We start from the raw sequence: 25442 nt of genomic DNA on the forward strand, positions 1-25442 counted from the left end.
GTAGGTTTAATACATGACTCAATCATTGACTCGTCCTAACTTTTCGCGTCGCTCGTCCACGACGTTAAAATTATTGACAGCTTCGATGCTACTTATGCAAATGAATGCAGCAGTAGCAGAAAATGGCAATGGCTCATTTTTTATCAACAATACTGCTACTTCTAGTCACAGTATTGATAATATCGACTTTAACAATACATCAAATGAAGTAACAGCAACTGTCCATACTCTACCTATATACTCTGTTGTTTTAAGCCAACCAGCAAAACAGATAGTCTCACCAGGTCAACAGGTAGAGTGGTTAAATATATTAACCAATAATGGCTCATATGATGAAACAGTTGAACTGTCTTTTAGTGTCCCTAGTACACTATCAAACTTTGAAGTTTATCAAGACTTAAATAAAAACGGTAAGATAGATGCTGGTGAGCCAAGCATCAAAGACCAGATCAAAATTGGACAAGGTGAAAGCATCCAGCTAATCGTCAAAGCCTTAGCCAGTCGAGATATGAAAGACAAATCTACGGCAAGTATCGAAATCGGTGCAACCGTGATTGAAGATACATCTGTTACAGCAAATGCAACTGATGAGCTAGAAACTATTGCTCCATCTATTGAGTTTATGAATAGTAGCTTTACAAGCACTACAACAACAGATCAAGTCGGACAAGAAGTCTACGTTCAGACCTCCTATGCCCAATGTAACATAAATCCCAATTCCCGCGACCAAGTTTGGGTAACGTTACACTCTACAAAAACAAAGGATAGCTACTCACTCAAAGCCATCGAGACTGGTAATAATACTGGTATTTTCCATCTATCTGCTCCAACTGAAAATAATGCCAATGCTGTATCAGACAACATCATACAAACCCTACAAGGTGATGTCATCACAGCAACACTTGATGCCTGTATCAAGCCCTCAGTTGGCATTAACCAAACACCTAGCTCTAACGACTTTATCAACATCTCGGATAAAATTTCTACAAATATAGAAATGAGAGATAACTTACCAAGTTTACAAGTTGTTAAAACTGGTGATGTAACAGAAGCTGAGCTTGGTGACTATGTAAACTATAGCATCAAAGTTACAAACCGTGGTCTGTCTACTGCCTATGACGTTGACCTAAAAGATGCCCTGCCAAGAGGCTTTGCATACGTCTCTGGTTCTGCTCGAGTCGATGGTAAACCTGTAGCTGACTTTAATGCTGAAGGTAAATATAAAGTTCTTGGCTTAGATGATCTAAAAGCAGGACAAAGTAAAACTGTTACATATCGAGTACTAATTGGCTCAACAGCAATTGATGGAGATGGTATTAACCGAGCGACTGCTGTTGGTAAAAGCAATTTAGGGGAGTTCCTGTCCTCTCGAGAATCACAGTGGAAAGTCGATGTCAGCCGTGGTGTTATCAATACAGATGGTATCATTATCGGTAAAGTATATAATGATATCAACCGTGATGGTATTCAGCAAAAACAAAATGGTGAACTTGGTGTAGCTGGTGTCCGTATTTATATGGAAAACGGCAACTATGCTGTAACTGATGCAGAAGGTGAGTATAACTTCTACGGTATCAGTGCAAAAACTCACGTTCTAAAAGTAGACCCTTTAACACTACCAGAAGGTGTCGAACTCATTGACCAAAGTAATCGCAATGCTGGTGACCCCAACAGCTTATTTGTGGATATGAAGTATGGTGAGCTACACCGTGCAGATTTCGCGATTATTGATGGCATGGGAGACACTACCCAGCGTCTTACTGACATACTTATAGAGCGCAGCAATACAGTTGGTGTAAAAAACGATACATTAGAAAAAACAGTTCGTAACCAGTTAGCATTAGAACCTAACAACAATACCAATAAAAATAATGTTGACGCCAGTGGATGCAAACAAAATAACTCTTTAGATGAAGGGCTAAGCTGTAATACTGCCATTTTAAGAGTAAATGATGACAGTACAAACAATGTTCAGTCATTACAAGTAAACCGTATTGCGCAACCTGAAGCAGTTCAACTAGAAGAACATTTAAAAAATGTTCCAAATAATAATGTTACATTTATTAATCTAAAAGACCAGCAGCAACTAGACAGTAAAGTTCAATTAATACAGGTTCAAGCACCACTAGATACCACCTTTACCTTATATGCCAATGGTCAGCCTGTATCGAAAGAAAAAATTGGTAAAACTGCTACCCAGCAAAAACAATCTGTTTCTGGATATGATTACTATGGCGTACAGCTAAATGCTGGTCATAATACATTACGTGGTGTTGCAAAAGATGCTTCTGGCAATATTATTTCTGAACAAAGCATCCAAGTATATGCACCTGAACAACTGCAGGAAATAGACTATCGCACTCAAGAACAACTCGTCACGGCTAATGGACATAGCCAATATCAAGTCGTTATCAGCTTAAAAGATAAAGATAATCGTCCATACTTATCACCAACATTTGTTACTATTGATAGTAATATTGGTCGAGTAAACCTAAAAGATGAAAGCCCAGATACACCTGGAATACAGACCAGTATTTCTGGTGGTGAATTATTAATACCTGTCATTGCACCAACAAACCCTGGTAAAGGGCAACTAACCGTATCAGCAGGTACATTAAAAGAAAGCATTGACCTAGAATTTACACCTCAGCTGCGCCCTCTCATTGCCGTCGGTGTGATAGATGGCTCTGTATCATTTAAAGGCTTCGATAGTAGTAAAGTCTCTGCTGCACAAGACCTATTTGAACAAGAGCTACAAGAATTCTCTGGTAATGACGACTACTCAACCAATGGTCGTGCTGCCATGTTCCTAAAAGGGAAAGTGCGTGGTGACTACCTTCTAACACTATCTTATGACAGTGACAAAAAAGGTGAGCGTCTATTCCGTGATATCCAGCCAGAAGAGTACTACCCTGTCTATGGTGATGCCTCAGCAAAAGGCTTTGATGCACAGTCTAGTAGTCGCCTCTATGTTCGCCTAGATAAAGGACGCTCATACGCGATGTATGGCGATATTAATACCCAAGTAAATAATGATGAAGGTCTAAAACTTGGACAATATAATCGAACATTGACTGGTCTTAAAGCCCAGTATGAAGACGATAAGACACGTGTGACTGCATTTGCAGCACAAACCAACACATCTCAAAGTGTTAATGAAACACGTGGCTTGGGTATTTCTGGCCCCTATCCAATATCAAAAAACTTTGATAATGTACTAGAAAACTCAGAGACAGTTGAAGTCATTACTCGTGATGCAGATAATCCAGGTATTGTTATTTCTCGCCGGAGACTGACTCGCTTTGCTGATTATGAAATTGATCCAATCAGCCATAGCTTGTACCTTAAAAACCCAATTCCAAGTCAAGACTTTGATGGTAATCCCATCTACTTACAAGTCACTGTTGAAGTAGATAATGGTGGCGAAGAATACTGGCTAGGTGGTATCTCTGCCAAACGTGATATTACTGATAGGGTTTCAGTAGGTGGTAGCTATGTCCAGAGTGATAATCCAGAGAATAAAGAAGAGCTTGCCAGTATCAATAGTGTCATTAACTTTAGTGATAACTTAAAACTAATTGCTGAGTATGCACGTAATAAAGCTGAAAACCCTAACTACCAGTCAGCTAACCAGATTAATACAACAACAGCTTCAGGACAAGATGTTAAAGGTGATGCTGTACGTGTAGAACTCACTTATGATGATAATAATCGCACTCGTGCCAAGGCTTATTACAACGATGCAGATATTGGTTTCGTTACTGGCTCATCACCTATTACTGCCGGACGTACAGAATCTGGTGCTAGCTTAGACTATCGTATTGGTGATACCCGTAAGACAACCATTAAAGTTGAAGGTGTACTTACCAAAGATCATAAAACAGATGATGTCCAACAAGGTATCAAAGCCGGTGTTGAACGTCAGCTGACTGACAATATTACAGCAGAAGTTGGAACTCGTTACTATAAAAGAACAGCTGCTGCCTCTCGTGATATACAAGCAGCCACTGATGTTGTTTCCTTAACCAACAATACTAGTATTAATGGTGACATCATTAATCAATCAGCACTAGATGCTGTCAATAATGATACCGATATTGAAGGTACAACTGTACGTGCTAGAGTGACAGCTCGTCTTCCCCAGTTTAATAAGTCAGTTGTTTTTGCAGAATATGAGCAAGATATTAATCACAGTCATCGTAATGCAACCTCGATTGGTGGTGAAACAGCTCTTGGCAACATGGGACGCATATATGCACGCCATGACCTAATTAACAGTTTAACTGGTAGCTATGGTCTTGATGATACATCTGAAAGACAACGTACTGTAGTCGGATTCGATGCCAACTATATGAAAGACGGTAAGGTCTATAGTGAGTATCGCTCTCGTGATGCTATTAGCGCTCGTGAGGCAGAAGCAGCCATTGGTCTAAAAAATAAGTGGTATGTTAGTGATGGACTAACACTAAATACATTGCTAGAGCGTGTTGAGTCTTTACAAGGTGAGTCAGATAAAACAACCACTGCTGCCAGTATTGGTGCCGAATACCTCGCAAAAGATAACTATAAAGCCTCTGGAAGATTTGAAAAACGCTGGGGACAAACCAGTGAAACAACACTTGCTAGTGCAGGCATCGCGTATCGATACAATGAAGACATCACTTTACTAGCTAAAGATATCTACTCAAATACTGATTATGATAACGGCTATCGCACTATGAATCGCTTCCAAGTTGGTGCTGCCTACCGAGATACGGATAGCAATCAACTAGATATGCTGGGTAAAGTTGAGTATAGAACAGATGACAATGCAACTGGTAATGCACCATATGAAAGAGATGCTCTCATCTGGTCATGGCATGGTAACTACCACCCTACTCGTCCTCTAACTTTATCTGGACATTACGCTGGTAAGCATACACAGTATAAAGCAGAAAATATCGATAGTAAAAATACTGCCCATGCTGCTTATGTTCGTGGTATGTATGATCTCAATGAGCGCTGGGATGCTGGTCTACAAGCAGGGACTTATTGGAATGATCAAGCAGATGATTTATCTTATATGCTTGGTGCAGAAGTTGGATATAGCCCTATCACAAACTTATGGCTATCACTAGGCTATAACTTCGTCGGCTATCAAGATGAAGATATTGCTTATGATGATACCACTGCGCAAGGTGCTTACTTCCGCATGCGCTTTAAGTTTGATGAAAACTTATTTAAAGGTAAAGATCCTCAGGTTAATAGACGCTTACTTCCTGAACAAGAACCAACCCAAAATCGTTAGGAATATTTACGCATGAGCCATACTATCTTATCTTTAGCAAAAACTACGATTTCAGCCGTGGTGCTTGGTCAGCTTGTTCTACTTGGCTCTACCCAAGCATCTGCTGCTACTGAAATAACTCCATACAACCCTCAAACCTATTGCACACCAGAAATTGAGGCGCAGACATCTCATCCTGACCATGAAAGTCAGATGCGTTATGATATTGACTGTATGATAACTGAACTAAAACCTTATCAACAATATCAAGGAACTTCATCTAATATTCCCTATTATGCTTATAAAGCTCAGGGTTGGTTAAATTATGCTTACAATGAAGATAGTGAAGGTAGCTTAACAGATGCAGGTGCATATGCCTTAAACGAAGCATTAGTAATTCTAGATGCTTTACGCCATAACCAAACTGAGCAACTTACACTGGTCACTGATATCCCTCCAACATCAGCACTTATGCGTCCAGACTTATGGGCACAATTAATTGCACTTAAACAAAATAATGCCAGTACCATCTCTCCTCGAGATTTGGCATATAGTGAAGTACAATTAGTATGGGCTGCTGCAGAGCATTGTGAGCGAGGCTGGCGTCATTCTCGTCAGCACTTCTTAGCCGCTGAACGATATTTGGATAAAGCGACAAATCTTTATATTGACACATATAACGATTCACAAGCCCAAAAACTACAACAAGATACTCGCAGACTATTTACTTCTCTTGAAAATCTAGATAGAGAGGATAACCAGTGTTATGGTCAAAAATTTGTAGTAACAGACTATTAGTTTAGATGATTTAAATATCAACTTATTTTAAAAGCCAACATATATATTTGTTTGAATAACATTAAAAAAGCTGACTGTGATGAGTCAGCTTTTTTCATATGAACATAGCTACTAATGAGAGCGTCTTGGCAACTTTTCTGGTAAATAACAGCGTAAATATGCGATAGATGCTATCATTGCTTCTTGAGCATACTCATCTGTTACCTGCTCATAATGGCGAAATGATAACCCAAAAATACCATGAATAATACTAAAAGTAACCAACATAACCTTTTCTAAATCTTCATATGATGGCATCTCATACTGTGAGGACAAGCGTTGGTATGCCAATTTGACAACTTGATTATCCATTCTTTCACCAAACTTATCACCTTCAAAGTCTGGTGTATTAGCACCATAGATAAGCTGTGCTTTAGTAGGGTCTTCTTTTAATACACCAACCATTGCTTCTATTAAAGCCTTAACATATCCCTGCCAACGATCAAAATTGTTAATGTCTACCTTTTCCAAGGTTTCCATAATTTCAATGGCATTTAAAAAACGTAGGGCAAGAAATATCGCTTCAACATTTGGAAAAAAATGATACGCAGAAGCTCTTGGTATACCTGCTTCCACACATACTTCTGCTAAAGTAATGTCTTTAACAGGTTTTGTCTCACTTAGCTTTTTTGCACCCATCACTAGTTTTTGACGTCGAATACGCCCTTGCTGGCTAGTAAACTTAAATTTGTTTGGCACCAATTGTCTAGCTAGCTCAGAATCCACCAGCATGTCTTTAATTGTATTGTCTCGTGATTCAGTCATGACCATTCCCAATTCGTTTACGACATAATTCCAAAAATAAATAGTACATTCTATCCAAAACGCTTACAGCAAATGCCAGATATATTTAAAACAAACACTTTCGACATACGGTAAGATATCTCAGATAAAAAGCAAAAAATCATCATAATAAGCGACTATAACTGATTAATATTCATATTTATTACCTTAAAAGCACATAATATCATGATAAAGTGTACATTCCATCATAATATTACTACCACTCAATCACAACTTAATTACGTAAGTTATTGTATTCACAAGTTTATTTTTCTTCATTTAGTGTAAAATTCTAATATAAAATAAGTATCATTATGCTAATTAATGACTTTTAAAAAATAAAACTTATAAATAATTCTAAAAACAATATTTATTAATGCGTACCTTTTAGAAAATTAACTTCAGCAACTGTTGGTGTTTTTGGTGTTTGATGACGTGGTACACCAAGTGGACGACCTAAGTCATCAACTTTTCCACCATATACCATTTGTCTATACTTCATACTATACGGAATATTAGAATTTACGCTATGACAGTTGGTATTATAGTAATCAAAATAGCTTGTACCAGTACATAAAGAAACAGGTCTTATAGACTCTAGTTGACGACTGACTTGCAACTGTGCTTCTGGCAGTATTTTGGAAACAACGAAAGATACTCTTGGGTTAATCTGTGGATCAGTAATACGGTTCTTTTGTCCTTGAATAATTTGTGGTCGTTTGGTTTTCGAGTCCATTACCATGACATAACGATTAACACCAAATCGTGTCAACATCATTGCCTCTTCAAACATCATGGCGATATCTTCTTGCACTGTATAATAACCATAATCATCATTTGCTCGACCAGAAAAGAACCATTCTGCTACCTGTTTACCACTATATCCCAGTTGCTTAGAACTTGGAGTCTGCCCTGCATACCAAACTTGGGCTAAATCAGATAGTTGTTTATTGTTGAGGGGATAACTTTCTTCTAATTGACTAGAGACTGTTTGATATCCATTTCTACCAATCATATCGTATGCTGCCAACTTTGACAGTTGCTCAATACTATAATTATTTGTACTTGCTAATGTTTGTTGTGATACATAGTCATTGGCATGTGCCAACTCATGATAAAGCAAACTGGCTAGAGGTAGAGCTATCGTTTGCAGACTACGACTACGCTCACTCGCATGAGTGGGATAATAGTCTTTGTTATATAAAACACTTCTATTATCTTTTTCATAGTCAAAATCAAAGAAATAGTTAAATTTCTTAGTATAACCAGCGCGATAGTCTTTTGAATCAGTTAATGTATCCCTTTGTTCTGGTGTCATCCATAAATAGTCTGCACTTAGATACATTGTGCCTGTGCCACCCCAATAGAAAGAAGGCTTTACATTATCCGAAATAACAATCGCTGTGGTACTGCGCAATAAACGTTTAAAATCATCATGTTTATCATAATTGCGTAAAAACTTTTCAAAGTTTTCCCCCATCCAATCATGAGAAACCACAACTCTATCCATAATATCATCAATTGTTGGCTCTTCTGTTGACTGTCCTATAAAAGGCAAAGCAGCCAGATGACAGAGTCCCTCTGTGTTCACTTTATATGACATAACACAATCAGGCAGTAAATCTGCAACAGGAGATTGACTGCGATATGCATAATGGTGATTTAACGGAGAGGTAGATAAACAATATTGCCCACTAAGTGGCGAGTCACAGAAGTAATCTCCTTTTACAACACTACCTGGGCGTAATAAAATATATGCGGTATCTTTGACACTGGGGTCTGCTTTTAGGCTAGCCTCAAACGTCAATACCTCATCTTCCCATACCTTAGACAAGGTAATTTGTGCCAGCTCACTTTTAGAGTTTTGAGAGATGACAGCATCAGGACCAGAGGTCTGTACAATATTCCACTGGTCACTTGAGATAGCTTCTCCTGTATCAAAGTATAGACTCACTGTACCATTACTAGTTGCGACTCTATCTACACGTAACCTTGCTTTTTTCTGTTGTGATGGATTTGGAACAACATTTACTTTATAGAGAAGGGTATCTATTGTTTGCGGCGCATTATAATGATTTCTTTGCTGAACTGTTAGCTTTAGTGTATAGACACCAGGCTTATCAAATACAAACGAACTGGCTGGCTGATGCTCTGCACTAATATGTACATTTTTAGCATCCCCATGTATTACTTTCCATTGATAACTATCAATATCTTGAAAAATTTTTCCTGCCTGCTGTACTGCCAAAAACCCAACTTGCTCACCAACATTAATCGTTCTATTAACATCACCTTGTAGATGATAAAACCCACTTACACTGGTTAATGGCTTTACAGAAGGCGTCGGTTGATTTGTATTTGGAGGATTCGGTATTGAAGATGATGAAGGAGATGAATCTGAGCCACCACAACCAGTAACATTTAAAGTCATCAATATTGCTATTGCTACTGGTAAAGCTTGTTGTATATATTTTTTATTATAAGATTTATTTAATATCATCATAAGAACCTTTTAAACACCTAAGTTAAGTACTATCATAATAGTACCTAACTTGGGAATTTTAGAAAAATATAAAAGTATATATGATAATACTAACGTATTTTTTTATAAAATGCTGATTTGTTTTTAGCTTTATTAGAAAAATAATATCAAGATAAAATCCTTATCCTTGCCATTGAGCCATCGTTACTCGCTCATTGTTACCATAATCTTTGACGGTGTGTACATTTTTCCAGCCTTGATTAAGTAGCAGTTCTCGTACTGCACTGCCCAACAAAATAAAGCAAGCATCAAACTCTACACTAGATTCTCACACAGCAACCATTTGTCTTGTAGTTATACAGTTTACTCTTAAATCAACCCCCAAAAGCCATACTTTGATAGCTATAATTATCATGCATATTAGGTATAACACACACTGCTATCAAAAATCATATGATATTGCTCTTTGTGTTGTAGCAGGTTCGTTAATGTCATAGGATAATCCTCATCATAAAAAAACACAAACCCTCTAATAAATAACTCTGCAAATGATTTATAACGTATAAATGTTGCCTCACTAAGTGAATATATAGAAACTTCATTTTCACCATCTAAAAAACAAATATCAGAATGTAAAAAAGCTAAAGCTCCATTAACTTCCAATTCCCCATCTGCAATGACATAGTAATTTAACAAACTATCTTTATTTAAAGCAGGTAAAGATAAAAAACCATCTAATTTTTCATAATTAAAATAGTCGTCCACTTTATTATATTCATCAAAGCTGTCTTCATCAAAATGTTCAGATAAATACTCAATAATCTCTAGCATTTCCTTTTTGTCTTGCCTATCTGAATAGTTTTTTAATACCCTCCAGTCATTTGGTGCATAGAATGTCGCTAAATCTTTAATATTTGGATATTTTTCCTTAACATCTTTGGCATACATCAAATATAAAGCAAAGAATTTATCAAAGAAAAATAAAACACCTGATTGCCACAAATCTATATAAGAAGGTGGCAATTTTATTTGTGCCTCTGGCATCTCATAAATTGGCTGTTTTACAATATCTTGCCACAATGATAATAAAAAGTTAATCTCATCAATTTCAAGATACTCTTCTAAATTATCAATATTATTTTCCAGCTCATAAGTTAATAACTCTCGCCATTTTTCCGCTGTACCAATATAACCAGATATTAAATTAACATTCATTATGACTTTCCTTTTATCATAATCCTTATCCTTGCCATTGAGCCATCGTTACTCGCTCATTGTCACCATAATCTTTGACAGTATGTACATTTTTCCAGCCTTGATTAAGTAGCAGTTCTCGTACTGCCCTACCCTGCTCAAAGCCATGCTCGATTGCCAATAAGCCCCCTTGTTGCAAATAATTAGGGGCATGATTGATGATGGTTTGGATATCTGCCAACCCTTGATTGTCTGCCACCAATGCGGTGATGGGCTCAGCGATTAGTGCGGTTAAATGACTATCAGCTTTATCAATATAGGGCGGATTGCTAATAATAACGCTAAATTTATCACGCTCTTGATTGTTTTCTTGATTGGACTTAAAGATATTAGCGAACCAATCACTTTGGATAAATTGTATATTAGTCACATCATTTAATTGGGCATTTTGTTGAGCAATACTTAATGCTTCAGCGCTAAAATCAACAGCAGTTACTTGCCATATTTTAGGCATCATTTTATCCAATTCATAAGCCAAAGATATTGCCAAACAGCCTGTACCTGTCCCTAAATCCAGTAACTTGTATTGAGTTGGGTTTGAGGTTAAAGGTTGGTTATTATTGCTTAGGCTATTTTGGTTTTGCTGTATCCATGCCAACACTTGCTCAACCAACACTTCACTGTCAGGACGTGGGATTAAGGTATGTTCATTGACCAAAAATTTTAATGACCAGAATTCTTGATAACCTAGCAGATAAGCCAATGGTGTACCTGCCTGCATTTTTTGCACACCAGCTTGATAGTGTTGATACTCGTCTGCACTAAGCTGATAATCAGGATTGCTAAATAAAAAGCTATTGGGCTGTTTTAATACAAATAGTAGCCAATCAGTGAGCCAAAAGTCAGGCAGGGTTTGCCTATTTTGACTGGAGTCTAAAAATTGAATTGGATTGGTTTTGATTTGTTTTTTAAGTTGGTTGATGGTTACTGTATTGGGCATAAATTGACTCGTGAAAATGTCTCTTATTAAAATACATAAATATAAATATTAAGTAATAGATAGAGAACTAATACAGGAAAGAGAGCATATTGATGAAGAATAAAGTCTGCTTGGCTTTGAGTAATTTTTTGCTTACTTTGATTTTTCCATATACCCACAAAAATACTGACTAATATCATAATCAGCCCAGTAGCAAATAAAAATTTTATATCCCAAGCCATATAGGCTCGTTGCCAGAATAACTTTAATATTATGATTAGCCAAAATAAAGACCATATCATCAAATTTACTTTTCTATTTTTCTTTTGATAATATTCCTGACTTTCTTTATTTACACTGCTTTGTACTAATTGTGGCAATTTATTTTTTAACTGCTGTACTAAGTTAGAAAAATCTAGACAGTATTGACTATCAATGGTCATTTTTGGTTTATTTAAACTGTAGCTTTGTTGACTGTCATAAATTTTCAATTTTTGGTCGTTGTCTTGCTGTTCTAGTCCCGTAATATGACTAATATCTGTTAGAGCAATATGTTTAACACGAATAAAACTGAAGTAATAATCAAGAGAGTTATGGCTAATTTGCCAATATTGTCCCCAATAATTATTAACAGAAATCCAAATCAAAAAAATCACAAATACATAGCCAAGCCAATGAGTCGCCTGCCACCAGTTAAAAAAGATATCAACTGTTGGCATATAGGCAGATGACATAGCCAAAAAGATAAAAATTATAAAAATATCTATCTTCTGCATATGGGCATAATGATAGTATCGCTTTATAGCACTATTTTTAGAGGCTTTGCCCATAAAGCCAACCTTATTTAATCATCATAAATATCATCATTACCACCAATGACTATATGTTTATCAACCAAATAAATCAGTCCTAAAATCGGCACACCAATCAATGCGGTAAAGATAAAGAAAAACGGATAGCCCATATTATCGACAATCGTTCCTGAGTAGCCGCCCAAGACTTTGGGTAATAAGGTCATCAATGATGAGAAAATTGCATACTGAACCGCAGTAAAACGAATCGAGGTTAATGCTGATAAAAAGGCAATAAACACCGCACTGGCAAGCCCTGCCGCCAAATTATCAAAAATTACTGCCAAATACATATAAGGCAAACTGGCTGGGTGCATGGTCAATAGTACAAATAATAAGTTCGTAATACTGGCTAAAATAGCCCCTATCATCATCGCCCGCATGATACGGATTTTTTGTGCCAATACACCACCTAAAAAGCCCCCCGCAATAACCATCACCACACCGACCAATTTTACGGCATTGGCGATGTCGGTTTTGCTAAAGCCCATATCTTGATAAAAGACGTTGGAGATAACCCCTGCAACAATATCTGAAATACGATATAGACCAATCAAGGTGAGTAATAGTAAAGCCTTTGAGCCATACCGACGGAAAAAATCAACAACTGGTTCAATCCATGTCTGGTATGCCATTTTTTTATTAACCAGTCCGATTTGCACCAACAAATAACCAATAGTTAAAGCCACTGCCAAACTGCTTAATAAATGCGTCACTTCCAAGCCAAAACTTGTTAGCACCCCTTCAGTTTCAGGTAATATACCACCCAACTCTTTAAAGGCAAAAATAAAACCAATCACTGATAAGGCAAAAACAGCGACCAAACGCAGATAATCAGAAGCAGGTTTATTTTCAACTATTTTTTCACGGATAGGCTCACGAATGATTAAGGTTGTTGCCACGCCCACACCCATCACGCCAGCCATCACCCAGTAGGTATTTCGCCATGCCTCATAGCTATAAGCCGTCTCATTTGAGCCAAAATAGGTTGCTAAATATAACGCCCCTGCCCCAGCGACAATCATACCGATACGATAACCTGCGGTATATACCGCCGATAACACCGATTGAAAATCTGGCGGCGCAAGCTCAATGCGATAAGCATCAATCACGATATCTTGCGTCGCTGAGGAAAAACCTAAAAGTACTGCTCCGATTGCCATAAAGGTCAAAGCAGTGATTTCTATCTCTCTACCAAATATTGAAAAATGACTGACATTGTCAATGGCAACACTGGGATTAACACTTGCCATTAAACAAATAGCAAGGATAATCAATATTTGTGAGACTAACATCCATGCCCGCCTGCGTCCTAGCCATGCGGTTAAAAATGGCAAGGGTACAGCATCAATTAATGGTGCCCAAATAAACTTAAACGAGTAACCCAATGCCGCCCAACTAAACATGGTAACCACACTGCGGTCAACGCCTGCCTCACGTAGCCACAATGACAAACTTGAGAAAATCAGCAAAATAGGAATACCTGCCGAAAAGCCCAAAAACAGCATAATCAATGCACGTGGGTCTAGATAGGCTTTACTTGCTTCAAACCATGATTTCTTTTTGATATTTTGGGACGGTGGAGAGACGTTGGCAGATGATGTATTTGTGGACATAGTAGCTCACAGCATAAGAGTGTAGATAAAGGTAGATATACAGATAGATAATAATGATACAAAAACTACATATTACTGTAGATTTTAAGCTTTGGCTAGCAACCTCTGATAGTATGCTTGAATATCGGGATTTTCTAACCCTCTATCATCATTCCTTCTACTTAGCCTCATCTAAACCACCAAATTACAGTAGAAAATTCATACTTCCCTTACACTTAGTAACTTTATCATTTCTTTTAATTTATTTTTCAAATCAATTAATATATTTTGATTCGTTCTACAAAACACAATGTTTTGATGTATCAAATTTCCAAATTAAAAGCTCATGTGTATCCTATATTTCAAATCAAAGCAGGTTAGATATTTATCTTTAACCGTAATAACAACCACAAACTGCTTTTGCTTAATGGCTTACGTTTTGCAGATAAAACCGACATTTGGTAGCAAATTATCTACAAAATGCTCATATCAAGGTTGTTTATAAAAACGATATGATAGTCAGCGGTAATAGCCAAGTTAACACTCAGCCAAGGATACCATTATGGATAACAGCAAAAACACTGGTAAATGCCCAGTAGACCACAGTCAACTAAATCAACAGCAAACCCCTCAAACAGGTGGTTGCCCCGTTATGCACCAAGCGCATACCAATCAAGAAAGCTCAGTAACTGACTGGTGGCCTAATTCACTGAACCTTGACATTTTACATCAACATGACCGTAAAACGAATCCACTTGATGAAGACTTTGATTATGCTAAAGCTTTTGAGTCTTTAGACCTAGATGCGGTAAAAGAAGACTTAAAACAACTAATGACTGACTCGCAAGAGTGGTGGCCAGCTGATTGGGGACACTACGGCGGTTTAATGATTCGTATGGCATGGCACTCAGCAGGTACTTATCGTAAAGCAGACGGTCGTGGTGGTGCGAACACTGGTAACCAACGCTTTGCGCCTCTAAATAGCTGGCCAGATAATGTTAACTTAGATAAAGCCCGTCGCTTATTATGGCCAATTAAGAAAAAATATGGCAACCGCTTATCATGGGCAGACTTAATGATTTTGGCAGGTACAATGGCTTATGAATCAATGGGTCTGGAAAGCTTTGGCTTTGCTGGCGGTCGTGAAGATATCTGGCATCCAGAAAAAGACATCTACTGGGGTGATGAGCGTGAATGGCTTGCACCAACAGAAGAACGTTATGAAAATGATGAAGACCGTGAGTCATTAGAAAATCCATTAGCTGCCGTACAAATGGGCTTGATTTATGTTAACCCAGAAGGGGTAGATGGTAATCCTGATCCACTACGCACAGCCCAAGATGTGCGCACTACCTTTGCACGTATGGCAATGAATGATGAAGAAACTGTCGCTTTAACCGCAGGTGGACATACTGTTGGTAAGTGCCACGGTAATGGTAGCGCAGAAGTTATTGGTGCTGAGCCAGAAGCGGCTGATATTACCGAACAAGGCTTTGGCTGGAGCAATCCTCAAGGCTCTGGTAACGCAGGTAACACCGTATCTAGTGGTCTTGAAGGTGCTTGGACAACCAACCCAACACAGTGGGATAATGGTTACTTCCACCTACTATTTAACTACGACTGGGAGCTTAGAAAAAGTCCAGCAGGCGCACACCAATGGGAGCCTATCAATATTAAAGAAGAAGATATGCCCGTTGATGCCCATGACCCAAGCAAACGCCGTAACCCCATCATGACTGATGCAGATATGGCAATGGTCAAAGACCCAGAATACCGTAAAATCTCAGAAAAATTCTACAATGACCCTGAGTATTTTTCACAAGTATTCGCTCGAGCATGGTTTAAGCTCACTCACCGTGACTTAGGACCAAAAAGCCGTTACTTAGGTAAAGATGTACCAAGTGAAGATTTAATCTGGCAAGACCCTATCCCAAGCGTCGACTATACTCTAAGTGATGCTGAGATAGCTGAACTAAAACAAACGTTATTAAACTCTGGTTTAAGCCGTCAAGAGCTGATTAATACTGCTTGGGACAGCGCACGTACTTACCGTGGCTCAGACTATCGTGGTGGTGCAAACGGTGCACGTATCCGTCTTGCTCCACAAAAAGACTGGGAAGGTAATGAGCCTGAGCGTTTACAAAAAGTGTTAGCCACTCTTAGCGACATTCAAGCCAAACTAGATAAGCCTGTTAGTATTGCTGACTTGATTGTCTTAGGTGGTAGTGCTGCTGTAGAACAAGCTGCTAAAGACGCTGGGTTTGACATCACTGTTCCATTCAGTGCAGGTCGTGGTGATGCCACTGATGAGATGACAGATGCTGAGTCTTTTGATGACCTAGAGCCTATCCATGATGGCTACCGTAACTGGGTGAAAAAGGACTATGCAGTTGCTCCTGAAGAATTACTACTTGACCGTACACAGCTTATGGGACTAACTGCTCCTGAAATGACTGTACTTATCGGCGGTATGCGAGTTCTAGGTACAAACCACGCTGGTAGTCAGCATGGTGTCTTTACTGACCAAGTTGGTGTATTAACAAATGACTTCTTTGTTAATCTGACCGACATGGGTAATACATGGCACCCTGTAGAGAAGTCTGCACAAAACAACTTATATGAAGTACGTGACCGCAAAACAGGTGACGTTAAGTGGACTGCAACTCGTGTAGACTTAGTATTCGGTTCAAACTCTATCTTACGCTCATATGCTGAAGTTTATGCTCAAGATGACAATAAAGAAAAATTTGTCAAAGACTTTGTAAAAGCATGGGTGAAAGTAATGGATGCTGACCGTTTTGATATCAAACGCTAGTTTTGATACCTTAGGACGACATATCCTAAACTGTTCTCTATAAAAATTATAGATAGTAGCCATTGTAATAATGGCTACTATTTTATTTATGCCATAAAAGAATATAAAAATACTGATATTTCTCTTTATAAGAATATCTTAAATTCATTACACTACCCACCTGTGGCAGGTATATATACTAATATAGTGCAGAATTAAAGAATGGTATAAATATTTATCTTTCACTGACAATGCCCAACTTTAATTTTGACAACATCATCACTTATTTATAGGACTTATCTATGGCAATCAATGTGGTTGTTAACCAAAGACATTTACAAATCCAGCTAAAACAGCTAGAAACTGTCTGGCATACTGTCATCAATGGCTATAATCTTAGTCAAGCTGCCAATGTACTGCATACCAGCCAATCCAGCTTGTCAAAGCACATTGCTGCCTTAGAAAACCAACTTAAAACAGATGTCTTTATACGTCAAGGTAAACGACTAACAGGGCTGACTCCAATGGGTGAAGCGTTGTTGCCACATATTGAGTCTATCTTTGCTGAGATACGCACCATTGAAAACCTTAGCTTGGATTACAATAACCCACAGACAGGTACACTAACCATCGCTACGACACATACGCAAGCCCGCTATGTCTTACCAAAAATCATCAAAAAATTTAAAGAGAATTTTCCCAAAGTACAGCTAGTGTTACAACAAGCTGACCCTGAAACCATTGCTGATATGGTCATTCGGGGACAAGCTGATATCGGTATTGCCACTGAGTCCCTACTGCATAATGCTTACTTACGTTGTTATCGTTATTATGACTGGTCACATATCATCATTGTACCCAATGACCATGAATTAGCAGGACAAACAGATATTGACCTACCAACACTTGCCAGCTATCCACTGATTACTTATCACGGTGGGTTTACAGGACGTAGTACCATTGACAAAACTTTCCAACAAGCAGGGCTTGAGCCTGATATTGTTTTAGCCGCCTTGGACGCTGATGTGATTAGTACCTATGTCAATGCAGGGCTTGGTGTAGGTATCATTGCTGAGATGGCATTTGAGCCCAGCCATTATCAAAACTTAACAGCCATTCCAGTAAGCCATTTTGGACGTTTTACCAGTTGGATTGCTGTACGTGATGACTCTGAAGTACGTCAGTTTGGACAGGCATTTATTAAACTATGCCAAGGACAATTTGCTAAGCCATGATTTAAAACCACAGAATCAATAGCTTCTTGTAACTCGCAATACCAAAACTTTAGTATTGCGAGCTTTGCAATCATTAACCCTTTTAATTCACCTCACTCTTACATCAATCCAAAACCACGCAATACAGCAACCCCCACCGCCATTGCCAACATTGAAAATACAGTGGTAAATGCCAAAATATTTGCCGCTAGCACCTCATTACCACCCAGTGCCTTTGCCATTACATAACTGGCCGCAGCAACAGGTGAGGCAACCATCAAAAATAGCACCCCAAAATGTACAGGTGATAAAGCAAACACCAGCCCTGCCCCAACAGCTAATAACGGAGCAACCACAATGCGTCCAATACTTGCCTGCATACACAGTCCAGATGGTTGAATCATCGACTTGACATGGATACTTGCCCCTGCACAAATGAGTGCTACTGGTAGAGCCGTTGAGGCTAATAAATCCATCGTTTTATGCAACACACCTGTCATTGCTGGCAGTGGTAATGCCTTATAGATAAAGGCAGCAACTAAGGCAATGATTAATGGATTGCGGATAATTTTTTTACTAACCAACCGCCATTTATCCAGTTGTCTACTATGGGGAGTTTGTGAATCATGCGAAGAACGGCTAAGGGTTATCACGGCCAAAATATTAAAGACAATGGTAATTACTCCCATATATACCGCCCCAATGCTTAACCCTTCTGGTCCATAAGCATTGGCAATGGTAGCAAGCCCAATAATTGCCATGTTACTGCGAAACACCCCTTGCACAAACACTCCCTTATCTTGTTTATCGGCGACAAAGCGTTTGGCATATAACTCTGCCCCAAAAAACAATAATAAGGTGACGATAAGTCCTACCATAATCAGTTTGATTTGCTTAGCATAACTGACCTCACTACCAACCACACTTAAAAACAACAAACAAGGCAAGCAATAATTAAAGACAAAATAAGACGCTTGATTGATAAACTCTTGCCCAATCTCATGACGGCGACGCATAAAAAAACCCAACCCCATTAACAGCAGGTTGGGTAATGTAATGGATAAGGCAAAGGCAATCGCACTAAACATAATATCAATCGCTATATTAACTTATTAACTGCTTAATGCCGATTTTGCCTTACGTTGTTTTTTTAGCATCATGCCTAATAGTTGAATGGCAGCAGGCGTGACCCCACTGATACGACTGGCTTGTGCCAAAGTTGCAGGGCGAACTTGTTGCAATTTTTGTACAATCTCATTAGATAAACCAGATACTACCGCATAGTCAAAATCTAATGGCAACTGGGTATTCTCCAAACGCTTCATTTGCTCAATATCTTCTTGTTGACGGTCAATATAGCCTGCATATTTAACCGAAATTTCGATTTGTTCACCCACTTGAGCATTAACGGTTGAGTCTGTTATCGCTGCAATGTCCTCAAAATGGACTTGTGGACGTTTAAGCAAATCATAAGCATTGGATTCTTTGGATAATACTTCACCTGTTTTTTGGGTAAATTTATCACCCAGCTCATTACTAGGCGTTGCCCACAGCTCTTTTAAACGTGCCGATTCCGTGGCAACTGCTTCCATTTTATCTTGGTAGGCTTGCCAGCGCGTATCATCAACTAAGCCTAACTGTCGTCCAATCTCTGTCAAGCGTTGGTCGGCATTATCCTCACGCAATAATAAGCGGTATTCAGCACGACTGGTAAACATACGATACGGCTCTTTGGTGCCATGAGTAATTAAATCATCAACCAACACACCCAAATAGGCTTGGTCACGGCGTGGCACCCAACTGTCCATTACTGGGTTATCTTGAGTGGATAAGGCAGCATTAATCCCCGCTAATAGCCCTTGCACCCCTGCCTCTTCATAACCTGTTGTGCCATTGATTTGTCCTGCAAAATATAACCGTTCAATGGATTTGGTTTCTAAAGTTGGCTTTAGGTTTTGTGGGTCAAAATAATCGTACTCAATGGCATAACCGGGTCGGGTAATATGGGCATTTTCCAACCCTTTCATGGTACGGATAAATTCGAGCTGTACATCAAAAGGCAAACTGGTAGAAATCCCATTGGGATATAGCTCATGAGTGGTCAAGCCTTCAGGCTCAATAAAAATCTGATGGCTATCTTTATCCGCAAAGCGATGGATTTTATCCTCAATAGATGGACAATAACGCGGCCCTACCCCTTCGATTTTGCCTGAAAATAAGGGTGAGCGGTCTAAATGCTGACGAATGATGTCATGAGTTTTAGCATTGGTATGCGTGATATAACAATTCACTTGCTGAGGGTGCATATCAACATTGCCCAAATAGCTCATTACTGGCAGTGGTGTATCCCCCGGCTGTGGTATCATCACGCTAAAGTCCACTGTTTTGGCATCAATACGCGCTGGTGTGCCAGTTTTTAGACGACCCACTGGCAGTTTTAATTCACGCAAACGCTCTGCCAACTTAATACTGGGCTGGTCACCTGCCCGCCCACCTTTGGCATTTTGTAAGCCAATATGAATCACTCCACCCAAAAATGTACCTGAGGTTAGCACCACTGTTTTGGTACGAAAGACAATGCCTGTTGCTGTTACCACCGCACAGGCTTTGCCATTTTCCACCAATATATCATCGGCAGCTTGTTGGAATAAGTCCAAATTTGGCTGATTTTCTAGGGTATGGCGAATAGCAGCTTTGTACAAGATACGGTCAGCTTGTGCACGTGTGGCTCGTACGGCTGCCCCTTTTCGACTATTGAGTACCCGAAACTGAATACCAGCTTTGTCGGTTGCCAATGCCATTGCCCCACCTAAGGCATCAATCTCACGCACCAAATGTGATTTACCAATACCACCAATGGCAGGGTTACAGCTCATCTGCCCCAGTGTTTCGATATTGTGGGTCAATAATAAGGTCTGCACGCCCATACGAGCTGCTGCCAAAGCCGCCTCTGTGCCAGCATGACCACCGCCAATCACAACCACGTCATAAGTTTTTGGATATTGCATATGGTTAGCTTGCGCTGTATATTCCATCGTCGTCTCACTTGTACAGAACTTTAAATAGGTCTAAAATCGGCTAATTATAACAAATTCTCTATCAAACATCTTAGCGCATTCATAGTTCATTACTAATAAAATAAGGCTGAAGCTTTATCATCATGGGTGCCTAATGCAGCTTCAACTTAAGCAACCTTACAAATCTCTTACACCATCTTATATTTTTGCAAATAAAGATGGTCAAATAAGAATAATTTACATATAAAGAGCTCTATAGTTATAAACTCTCATATTTATTTTTGCTGATAGGTTTGGTGCTTTATAAAGAGCCCTATAGTGAAACTATAGAGATTATAGAAATATTGCAAGAAACATAAAGGGATACCACTATTTTTTACTTTTGGGTAAACATGAATGTTCAACAAACCTTAGCTAATTTTTATAACCACTTTTTTCCACAACAACAAGAGTCAACAATATGACAAACTTTTCATCATTATGTAATCAACATACCTTTTCATTAAAAACCCTAACTTTAGCCATAGCAACAACTGTTACCTTAGGGTTATCTGGTTGTCAAAGTTTACATCCTCATACAGATACTCAATCCAATCAAGCAACGACGACAAGCACAACAGCCCAAAACAACCGCCATGAATATACATTGGATAATGGACTAAAAGTTATTATCAAAGAAGACCATCGCGCACCTGTAGTGATGAGTCAAATTTGGTACCGAGTCGGAGCAACCGATGAGCCAGCCGACCAAGGTGGTATATCTCACCTATTAGAACACATGATGTTTAAAGGTACTGATAAGGTTTCTAGCAATGATTTTGAACGTCTGATTGCGAAGTTTGGTGGACAAAATAACGCATTTACCAGCTATAACTATACTGGCTACTATGAAATGTTCCCTGCCAATCGCTTGGGCTTAGCACTAGAGCTAGAAGCAGACCGTATGCAAAACCTACAATTTGATCCCGAGGCTTTTGCCAGTGAGCGTCAGGTTGTGATGGAAGAGCGCCGACAGCGTACTGATGATAACCCAATGTCACGCTCGTTTGAGCAATTTAATCTCATTGCTATGCCAGATAGCCCTAAAGGGGAGTCTGTTATCGGACCTATGTCTGAAATTCAAGGGCTAACCTTAGCACAACTACAACACTGGTATAAAACATGGTATGCCCCTAATAATGCAACCCTTGTCATTGTCGGTGATGTTGACCCACACAAAGCCCTTGCACAAGTGAAGCACTACTTTGCTGACATACCTGCCAGCAAACTACCCACGCGCCCCTCTGTACATCAAGCTGGTTTTCGAGGCTACCAACAAACAGTCCGCAAAGAGTCTGTTCAAGTTCCTGTTTTATTGATGGGCTTTAACGTTCCCAGCCTAACCAGCACCACAAACTCATCTGATGATACTGCCTATGCGTTGGCATTACTGCAAGATATTTTAGATGGTGGACTCTCTGCCCGCTTTGAATCAAGACTGGTGCGCCAACAGAATCTACTTGCCTCTATTGGTAGCTCTTATAGTGCTTTTGACCGAGGTGATGGTCTATTTCTTATCCAAGCCAGCCCACGTGAAGGCGTCAGTCTAGCAGAAACAGAAGATGCCATATTGGCAGAAATTGAGCGCCTAAAAACAACCCCAATCACTCAAGAAGAGTTAGCAAGAGCACGTACTAATATTGTTTCTGGGCTTATCTACTCACAAGATAGTGTTGAAGGACAGGCGCAAATGATTGGCTCCATGCAATCCATTGGACTTGATGACCGCTTATTAGCTCAGCTACCTGAAAAATTTGCTTCTATCACACCACAACAAATACAAGAGGTCGCAAAAAAATACTTAGTCAAAGATAACCTAACAGTAATGCAGATTATCCCAGAAGATACAGACAGATAGTTAAAATCCATAACCTTTTTCATAAGGGCTTGTTCACTATCTAGCTAGCAAACCCTAATCAACTGGTATTATCCTGAATCAATACGACTAAATAGCACCCTAAAATAAGGACAATTATGCACACTTTACATCATAAAAAATCAAGCACACAACCAACACGACACTTTCGTCAGCACTTACTTGCCTCTGTACTGGCTATTTTGACACTATCAACCACAGCAACCGTATACGCAATGCCGACAGAAACAGAGGAACGTCGCGCAACTGAAGTTGATACCAGCCAACCTATTGTTGCTATTGATAAACTTGATAGCCTAAAGCAGAATGAACCACTGCACATGACCCTGCCTGATATCCAACACTTTACAACAGACAATGGTGTGCCTGTTGCATTTGTACGTACAGATGAGCTACCTATGGTGGATATTAGCTTAAGATTTAATGCAGGTAGTGCACGTGACAATGCCATTCGTCCAGATGGCTTTGGCATTGCTAATATGACAGCAACCATGCTCAGCCAAGGTACAAAAAATCTAAATGAAGATGAGTTTGCTACTGCCACAGAACAACTTGGCATTAATCTTGGGGCTGGTGCATATAAAGATATGTTTGTTATCTCACTACGTAGCTTATCGGATGATGCTCACCTAGAGCCAGCCTTAGCACTATTTGCTGATATGCTTCAAAATCCCGTTTTTGATGAAAATATACTGCAAAGAAATAAAGCTCAACTGATGCTAGGATTACAACAACAACAGCAAAACCCAAGCAATGTCGCCAGTAAAGCATTTATTCAAGCACTTTATGGTGATCATCCTTATGCTCACCCTTCATCAGGTACATTAGAGACTGTTCCTAGTATCAGCCAAACAGACTTACAACAGTTTTGGCAAAAGTTTTTGGTAGCAAGAAATGCAAATATTGCCATCACAGGTAACTTAACTGAACAACAAGCCAAACAAATTGCTAACCAGCTTACTTCCATATTACCTCAAGGCGAGCCAGCCCCTGCATTACCAGAGCCCAAACCCCGAACCTCTGCGGAGCGTATTGACATTCCATTTGATAGCACCCAGACCACTGTCATGATTGGTCAACTAGGAAATACCCGAACTCGCGACCCACAACAAATGCAAGAGCAGACCAATTTTGCAATTGGAAACCATATTTTGGCAGGTGGGGACTTTAATGCACGCCTTATGACAGAGATTCGTAAAAATCGAGGCTATACCTATGGTATCTCTGGAGGTATGAGCCCCATGCAAGCCAAAGGACCATACCTAATTAGTTTTTCGACACGTAACGACAAAGCAGAAGACGCCATCAACGCAACCCTAGAAACAATTGAACAAACCCTCCAAACTGGCGTAGATGACAAAGAAGTCACCCTCACCAAAGACAACTTAACCAATAGCTTCCCAATGAGTTTTGCCAGTAATGCTAGTATTAATGCCATGCTTGGTATGATGGGATTTTATCAGCTACCTGACAGCTATTTGACTGAATATGTCCAACGCATTGAAAACAGTAACACAAATACGGTCAATCAAAGCCTACGCTCTACACTAACACCAGAGAACTTCCTAATCGTTACAGTGGGTCAACCTTCTGCTAGTAATGGTAATAATGACAGTAATAACAAGGACAGTGGTGATAACCGTGATAAGGAATGATTCAGTCACAATAAGCATCATCAAACAGAAAGTAATGCTTTAAAACCTTATCATCACCCTTATCCTTTACCTATTCTATAAAATAGCCAGCATAAAAAAGGCTCTAAACCAGACACTAGAGATACACTAGATTGGTTTAGAGCCTTTCTTAACACACATTCCAATTAAATATATTCCAATCAACCTTTAATACATACAATATTTCTATATACAACAACACCTTACTACTTATTATCGTCTGTTAAACTAATAGTAATATCATAATCAATCGGTTTCCGATTACCCGAACCATCATGAGTAATCCGTATCACATATTTATCGGTCTTCTGTACCAAATAACTACCATTATCAAAGTTATACTGATCGGGAGTAATCAGATTTTTCTGAATAGATGCTTTATTACTGGTCACCCCAAGATACTGCCCTGACACTGGATAAATAAAATAGTCACAATACTTATCTTTTAATAGCTCTCCATGACGTACCAAGCTATTACTATCAACATTTCTAACCAAAAGTTTGGGACAAATATCATGACGACGGGCAGCACGGCGAGCATAAGTATTTGCTAGCCTCTCTTTCATCATTTCCGCACTTTGTGCAACTACTGGGTCTATCTTAACGTTTGAGACTGGCTGTACAGGCTCAACAATATGAATACGCGAAGAACGTGTTGAGGTATCTGCTTTGGTTTCTTGCTCCGCATTATCTTGATCTTGGGGCATTAAATCTGGTTCTCCCTCACTTACACAGCCAGCCAATACTGTACAACATGCCACTACCACCATCATATAAGATTTAAGTCGTATCACAATATTTAATCCAGATTATATTTATTAAAAGCAAGACCCTTACACGAA

General features: G+C 39.1%; 15 protein-coding genes. 6 read left to right on the forward strand and 9 right to left on the reverse strand.

All coding sequences use genetic code 11. From position 1 onward, the window contains the following. Positions 1-13: 13 nt before the first annotated feature. Positions 14-5287, forward strand: a complete 5274-nt coding sequence (locus tag FHK88_RS04905; protein ID WP_227429640.1) for a DUF11 domain-containing protein — start codon at positions 14-16, stop codon at positions 5285-5287. Between the two features lie 12 nt (positions 5288-5299). Further along, positions 5300-6064: a hypothetical protein gene (locus FHK88_RS04910; RefSeq protein WP_227429641.1), complete on the forward strand. Its 765-nt coding sequence runs from the start codon at positions 5300-5302 to the stop codon at positions 6062-6064. Between the two features lie 111 nt (positions 6065-6175). Here the strand turns inward: FHK88_RS04910 and FHK88_RS04915 are convergent, their stop codons facing one another. The 6 genes from FHK88_RS04915 to FHK88_RS04940 all read right to left on the reverse strand — a co-directional run bounded on the left by FHK88_RS04915 (position 6176) and on the right by FHK88_RS04940 (position 14008). Then, positions 6176-6868 carry a TetR/AcrR family transcriptional regulator gene (locus FHK88_RS04915; protein WP_227429642.1) on the reverse strand — a complete coding sequence of 231 codons (693 nt, stop codon included), beginning with the start codon at positions 6866-6868 and terminating at the stop codon, positions 6176-6178. A gap of 391 nt (positions 6869-7259) precedes the next feature. Further along, entirely contained in the window at positions 7260-9389 is a 2130-nt protein-coding gene (locus FHK88_RS04920) for a hypothetical protein (RefSeq protein ID WP_227429643.1), read from the reverse strand. A 399-nt stretch (positions 9390-9788) separates the two neighbouring features. Continuing rightward, positions 9789-10583 (reverse strand): hypothetical protein, encoded by a 795-nt coding sequence (locus FHK88_RS04925; RefSeq protein ID WP_227429644.1) that lies wholly within the window; start codon positions 10581-10583, stop codon positions 9789-9791. Between the two features lie 25 nt (positions 10584-10608). Continuing rightward, positions 10609-11562: a peptide chain release factor N(5)-glutamine methyltransferase gene (prmC, locus tag FHK88_RS04930; RefSeq protein ID WP_227429645.1), complete on the reverse strand. Its 954-nt coding sequence runs from the start codon at positions 11560-11562 to the stop codon at positions 10609-10611. Between the two features lie 26 nt (positions 11563-11588). Beyond that, the gene (locus tag FHK88_RS04935) at positions 11589-12371 is read right to left on the reverse strand and encodes a hypothetical protein (RefSeq protein ID WP_227429646.1); all 783 of its coding nucleotides are present in this window, start codon (positions 12369-12371) and stop codon (positions 11589-11591) included. 14 nt (positions 12372-12385) lie between these two features. Continuing rightward, complete coding sequence (locus FHK88_RS04940) at positions 12386-14008, reverse strand: AmpG family muropeptide MFS transporter (protein ID WP_227429647.1); 1623 nt, start codon at positions 14006-14008, stop codon at positions 12386-12388. Positions 14009-14549: 541 nt separating this feature from the next. Here FHK88_RS04940 and katG point away from each other — a divergent pair. After that, positions 14550-16802 (forward strand): catalase/peroxidase HPI, encoded by a 2253-nt coding sequence (gene katG / locus FHK88_RS04945; protein WP_227429648.1) that lies wholly within the window; start codon positions 14550-14552, stop codon positions 16800-16802. Between the two features lie 281 nt (positions 16803-17083). Then, positions 17084-18016, forward strand: a complete 933-nt coding sequence (locus FHK88_RS04950; protein WP_227429649.1) for a LysR substrate-binding domain-containing protein — start codon at positions 17084-17086, stop codon at positions 18014-18016. A gap of 98 nt (positions 18017-18114) precedes the next feature. On the opposite strand, the gene FHK88_RS04955 is transcribed toward FHK88_RS04950, so the two are convergent. Further along, positions 18115-19083 carry an AEC family transporter gene (locus FHK88_RS04955; protein WP_227429650.1) on the reverse strand — a complete coding sequence of 323 codons (969 nt, stop codon included), beginning with the start codon at positions 19081-19083 and terminating at the stop codon, positions 18115-18117. A gap of 24 nt (positions 19084-19107) precedes the next feature. Then, the gene (mnmG, locus tag FHK88_RS04960) at positions 19108-21003 is read right to left on the reverse strand and encodes a tRNA uridine-5-carboxymethylaminomethyl(34) synthesis enzyme MnmG (protein ID WP_227429690.1); all 1896 of its coding nucleotides are present in this window, start codon (positions 21001-21003) and stop codon (positions 19108-19110) included. A gap of 469 nt (positions 21004-21472) precedes the next feature. Between mnmG and FHK88_RS04965 the strand changes: the two genes are divergently transcribed. Next, entirely contained in the window at positions 21473-22909 is a 1437-nt protein-coding gene (locus FHK88_RS04965; RefSeq protein WP_227429651.1) for a M16 family metallopeptidase, read from the forward strand. A gap of 116 nt (positions 22910-23025) precedes the next feature. Then, positions 23026-24582, forward strand: a complete 1557-nt coding sequence (locus FHK88_RS04970; RefSeq protein ID WP_227429652.1) for a M16 family metallopeptidase — start codon at positions 23026-23028, stop codon at positions 24580-24582. Between the two features lie 224 nt (positions 24583-24806). Here the strand turns inward: FHK88_RS04970 and FHK88_RS04975 are convergent, their stop codons facing one another. Further along, positions 24807-25394: a hypothetical protein gene (locus FHK88_RS04975; RefSeq protein ID WP_227429653.1), complete on the reverse strand. Its 588-nt coding sequence runs from the start codon at positions 25392-25394 to the stop codon at positions 24807-24809. Positions 25395-25442 lie beyond the last annotated feature (48 nt).

Origin of the sequence: Psychrobacter sp. I-STPA6b (genome assembly GCF_020662265.1) — a bacterium.
Taxonomy (GTDB): Bacteria; Pseudomonadota; Gammaproteobacteria; order Pseudomonadales; family Moraxellaceae; genus Psychrobacter.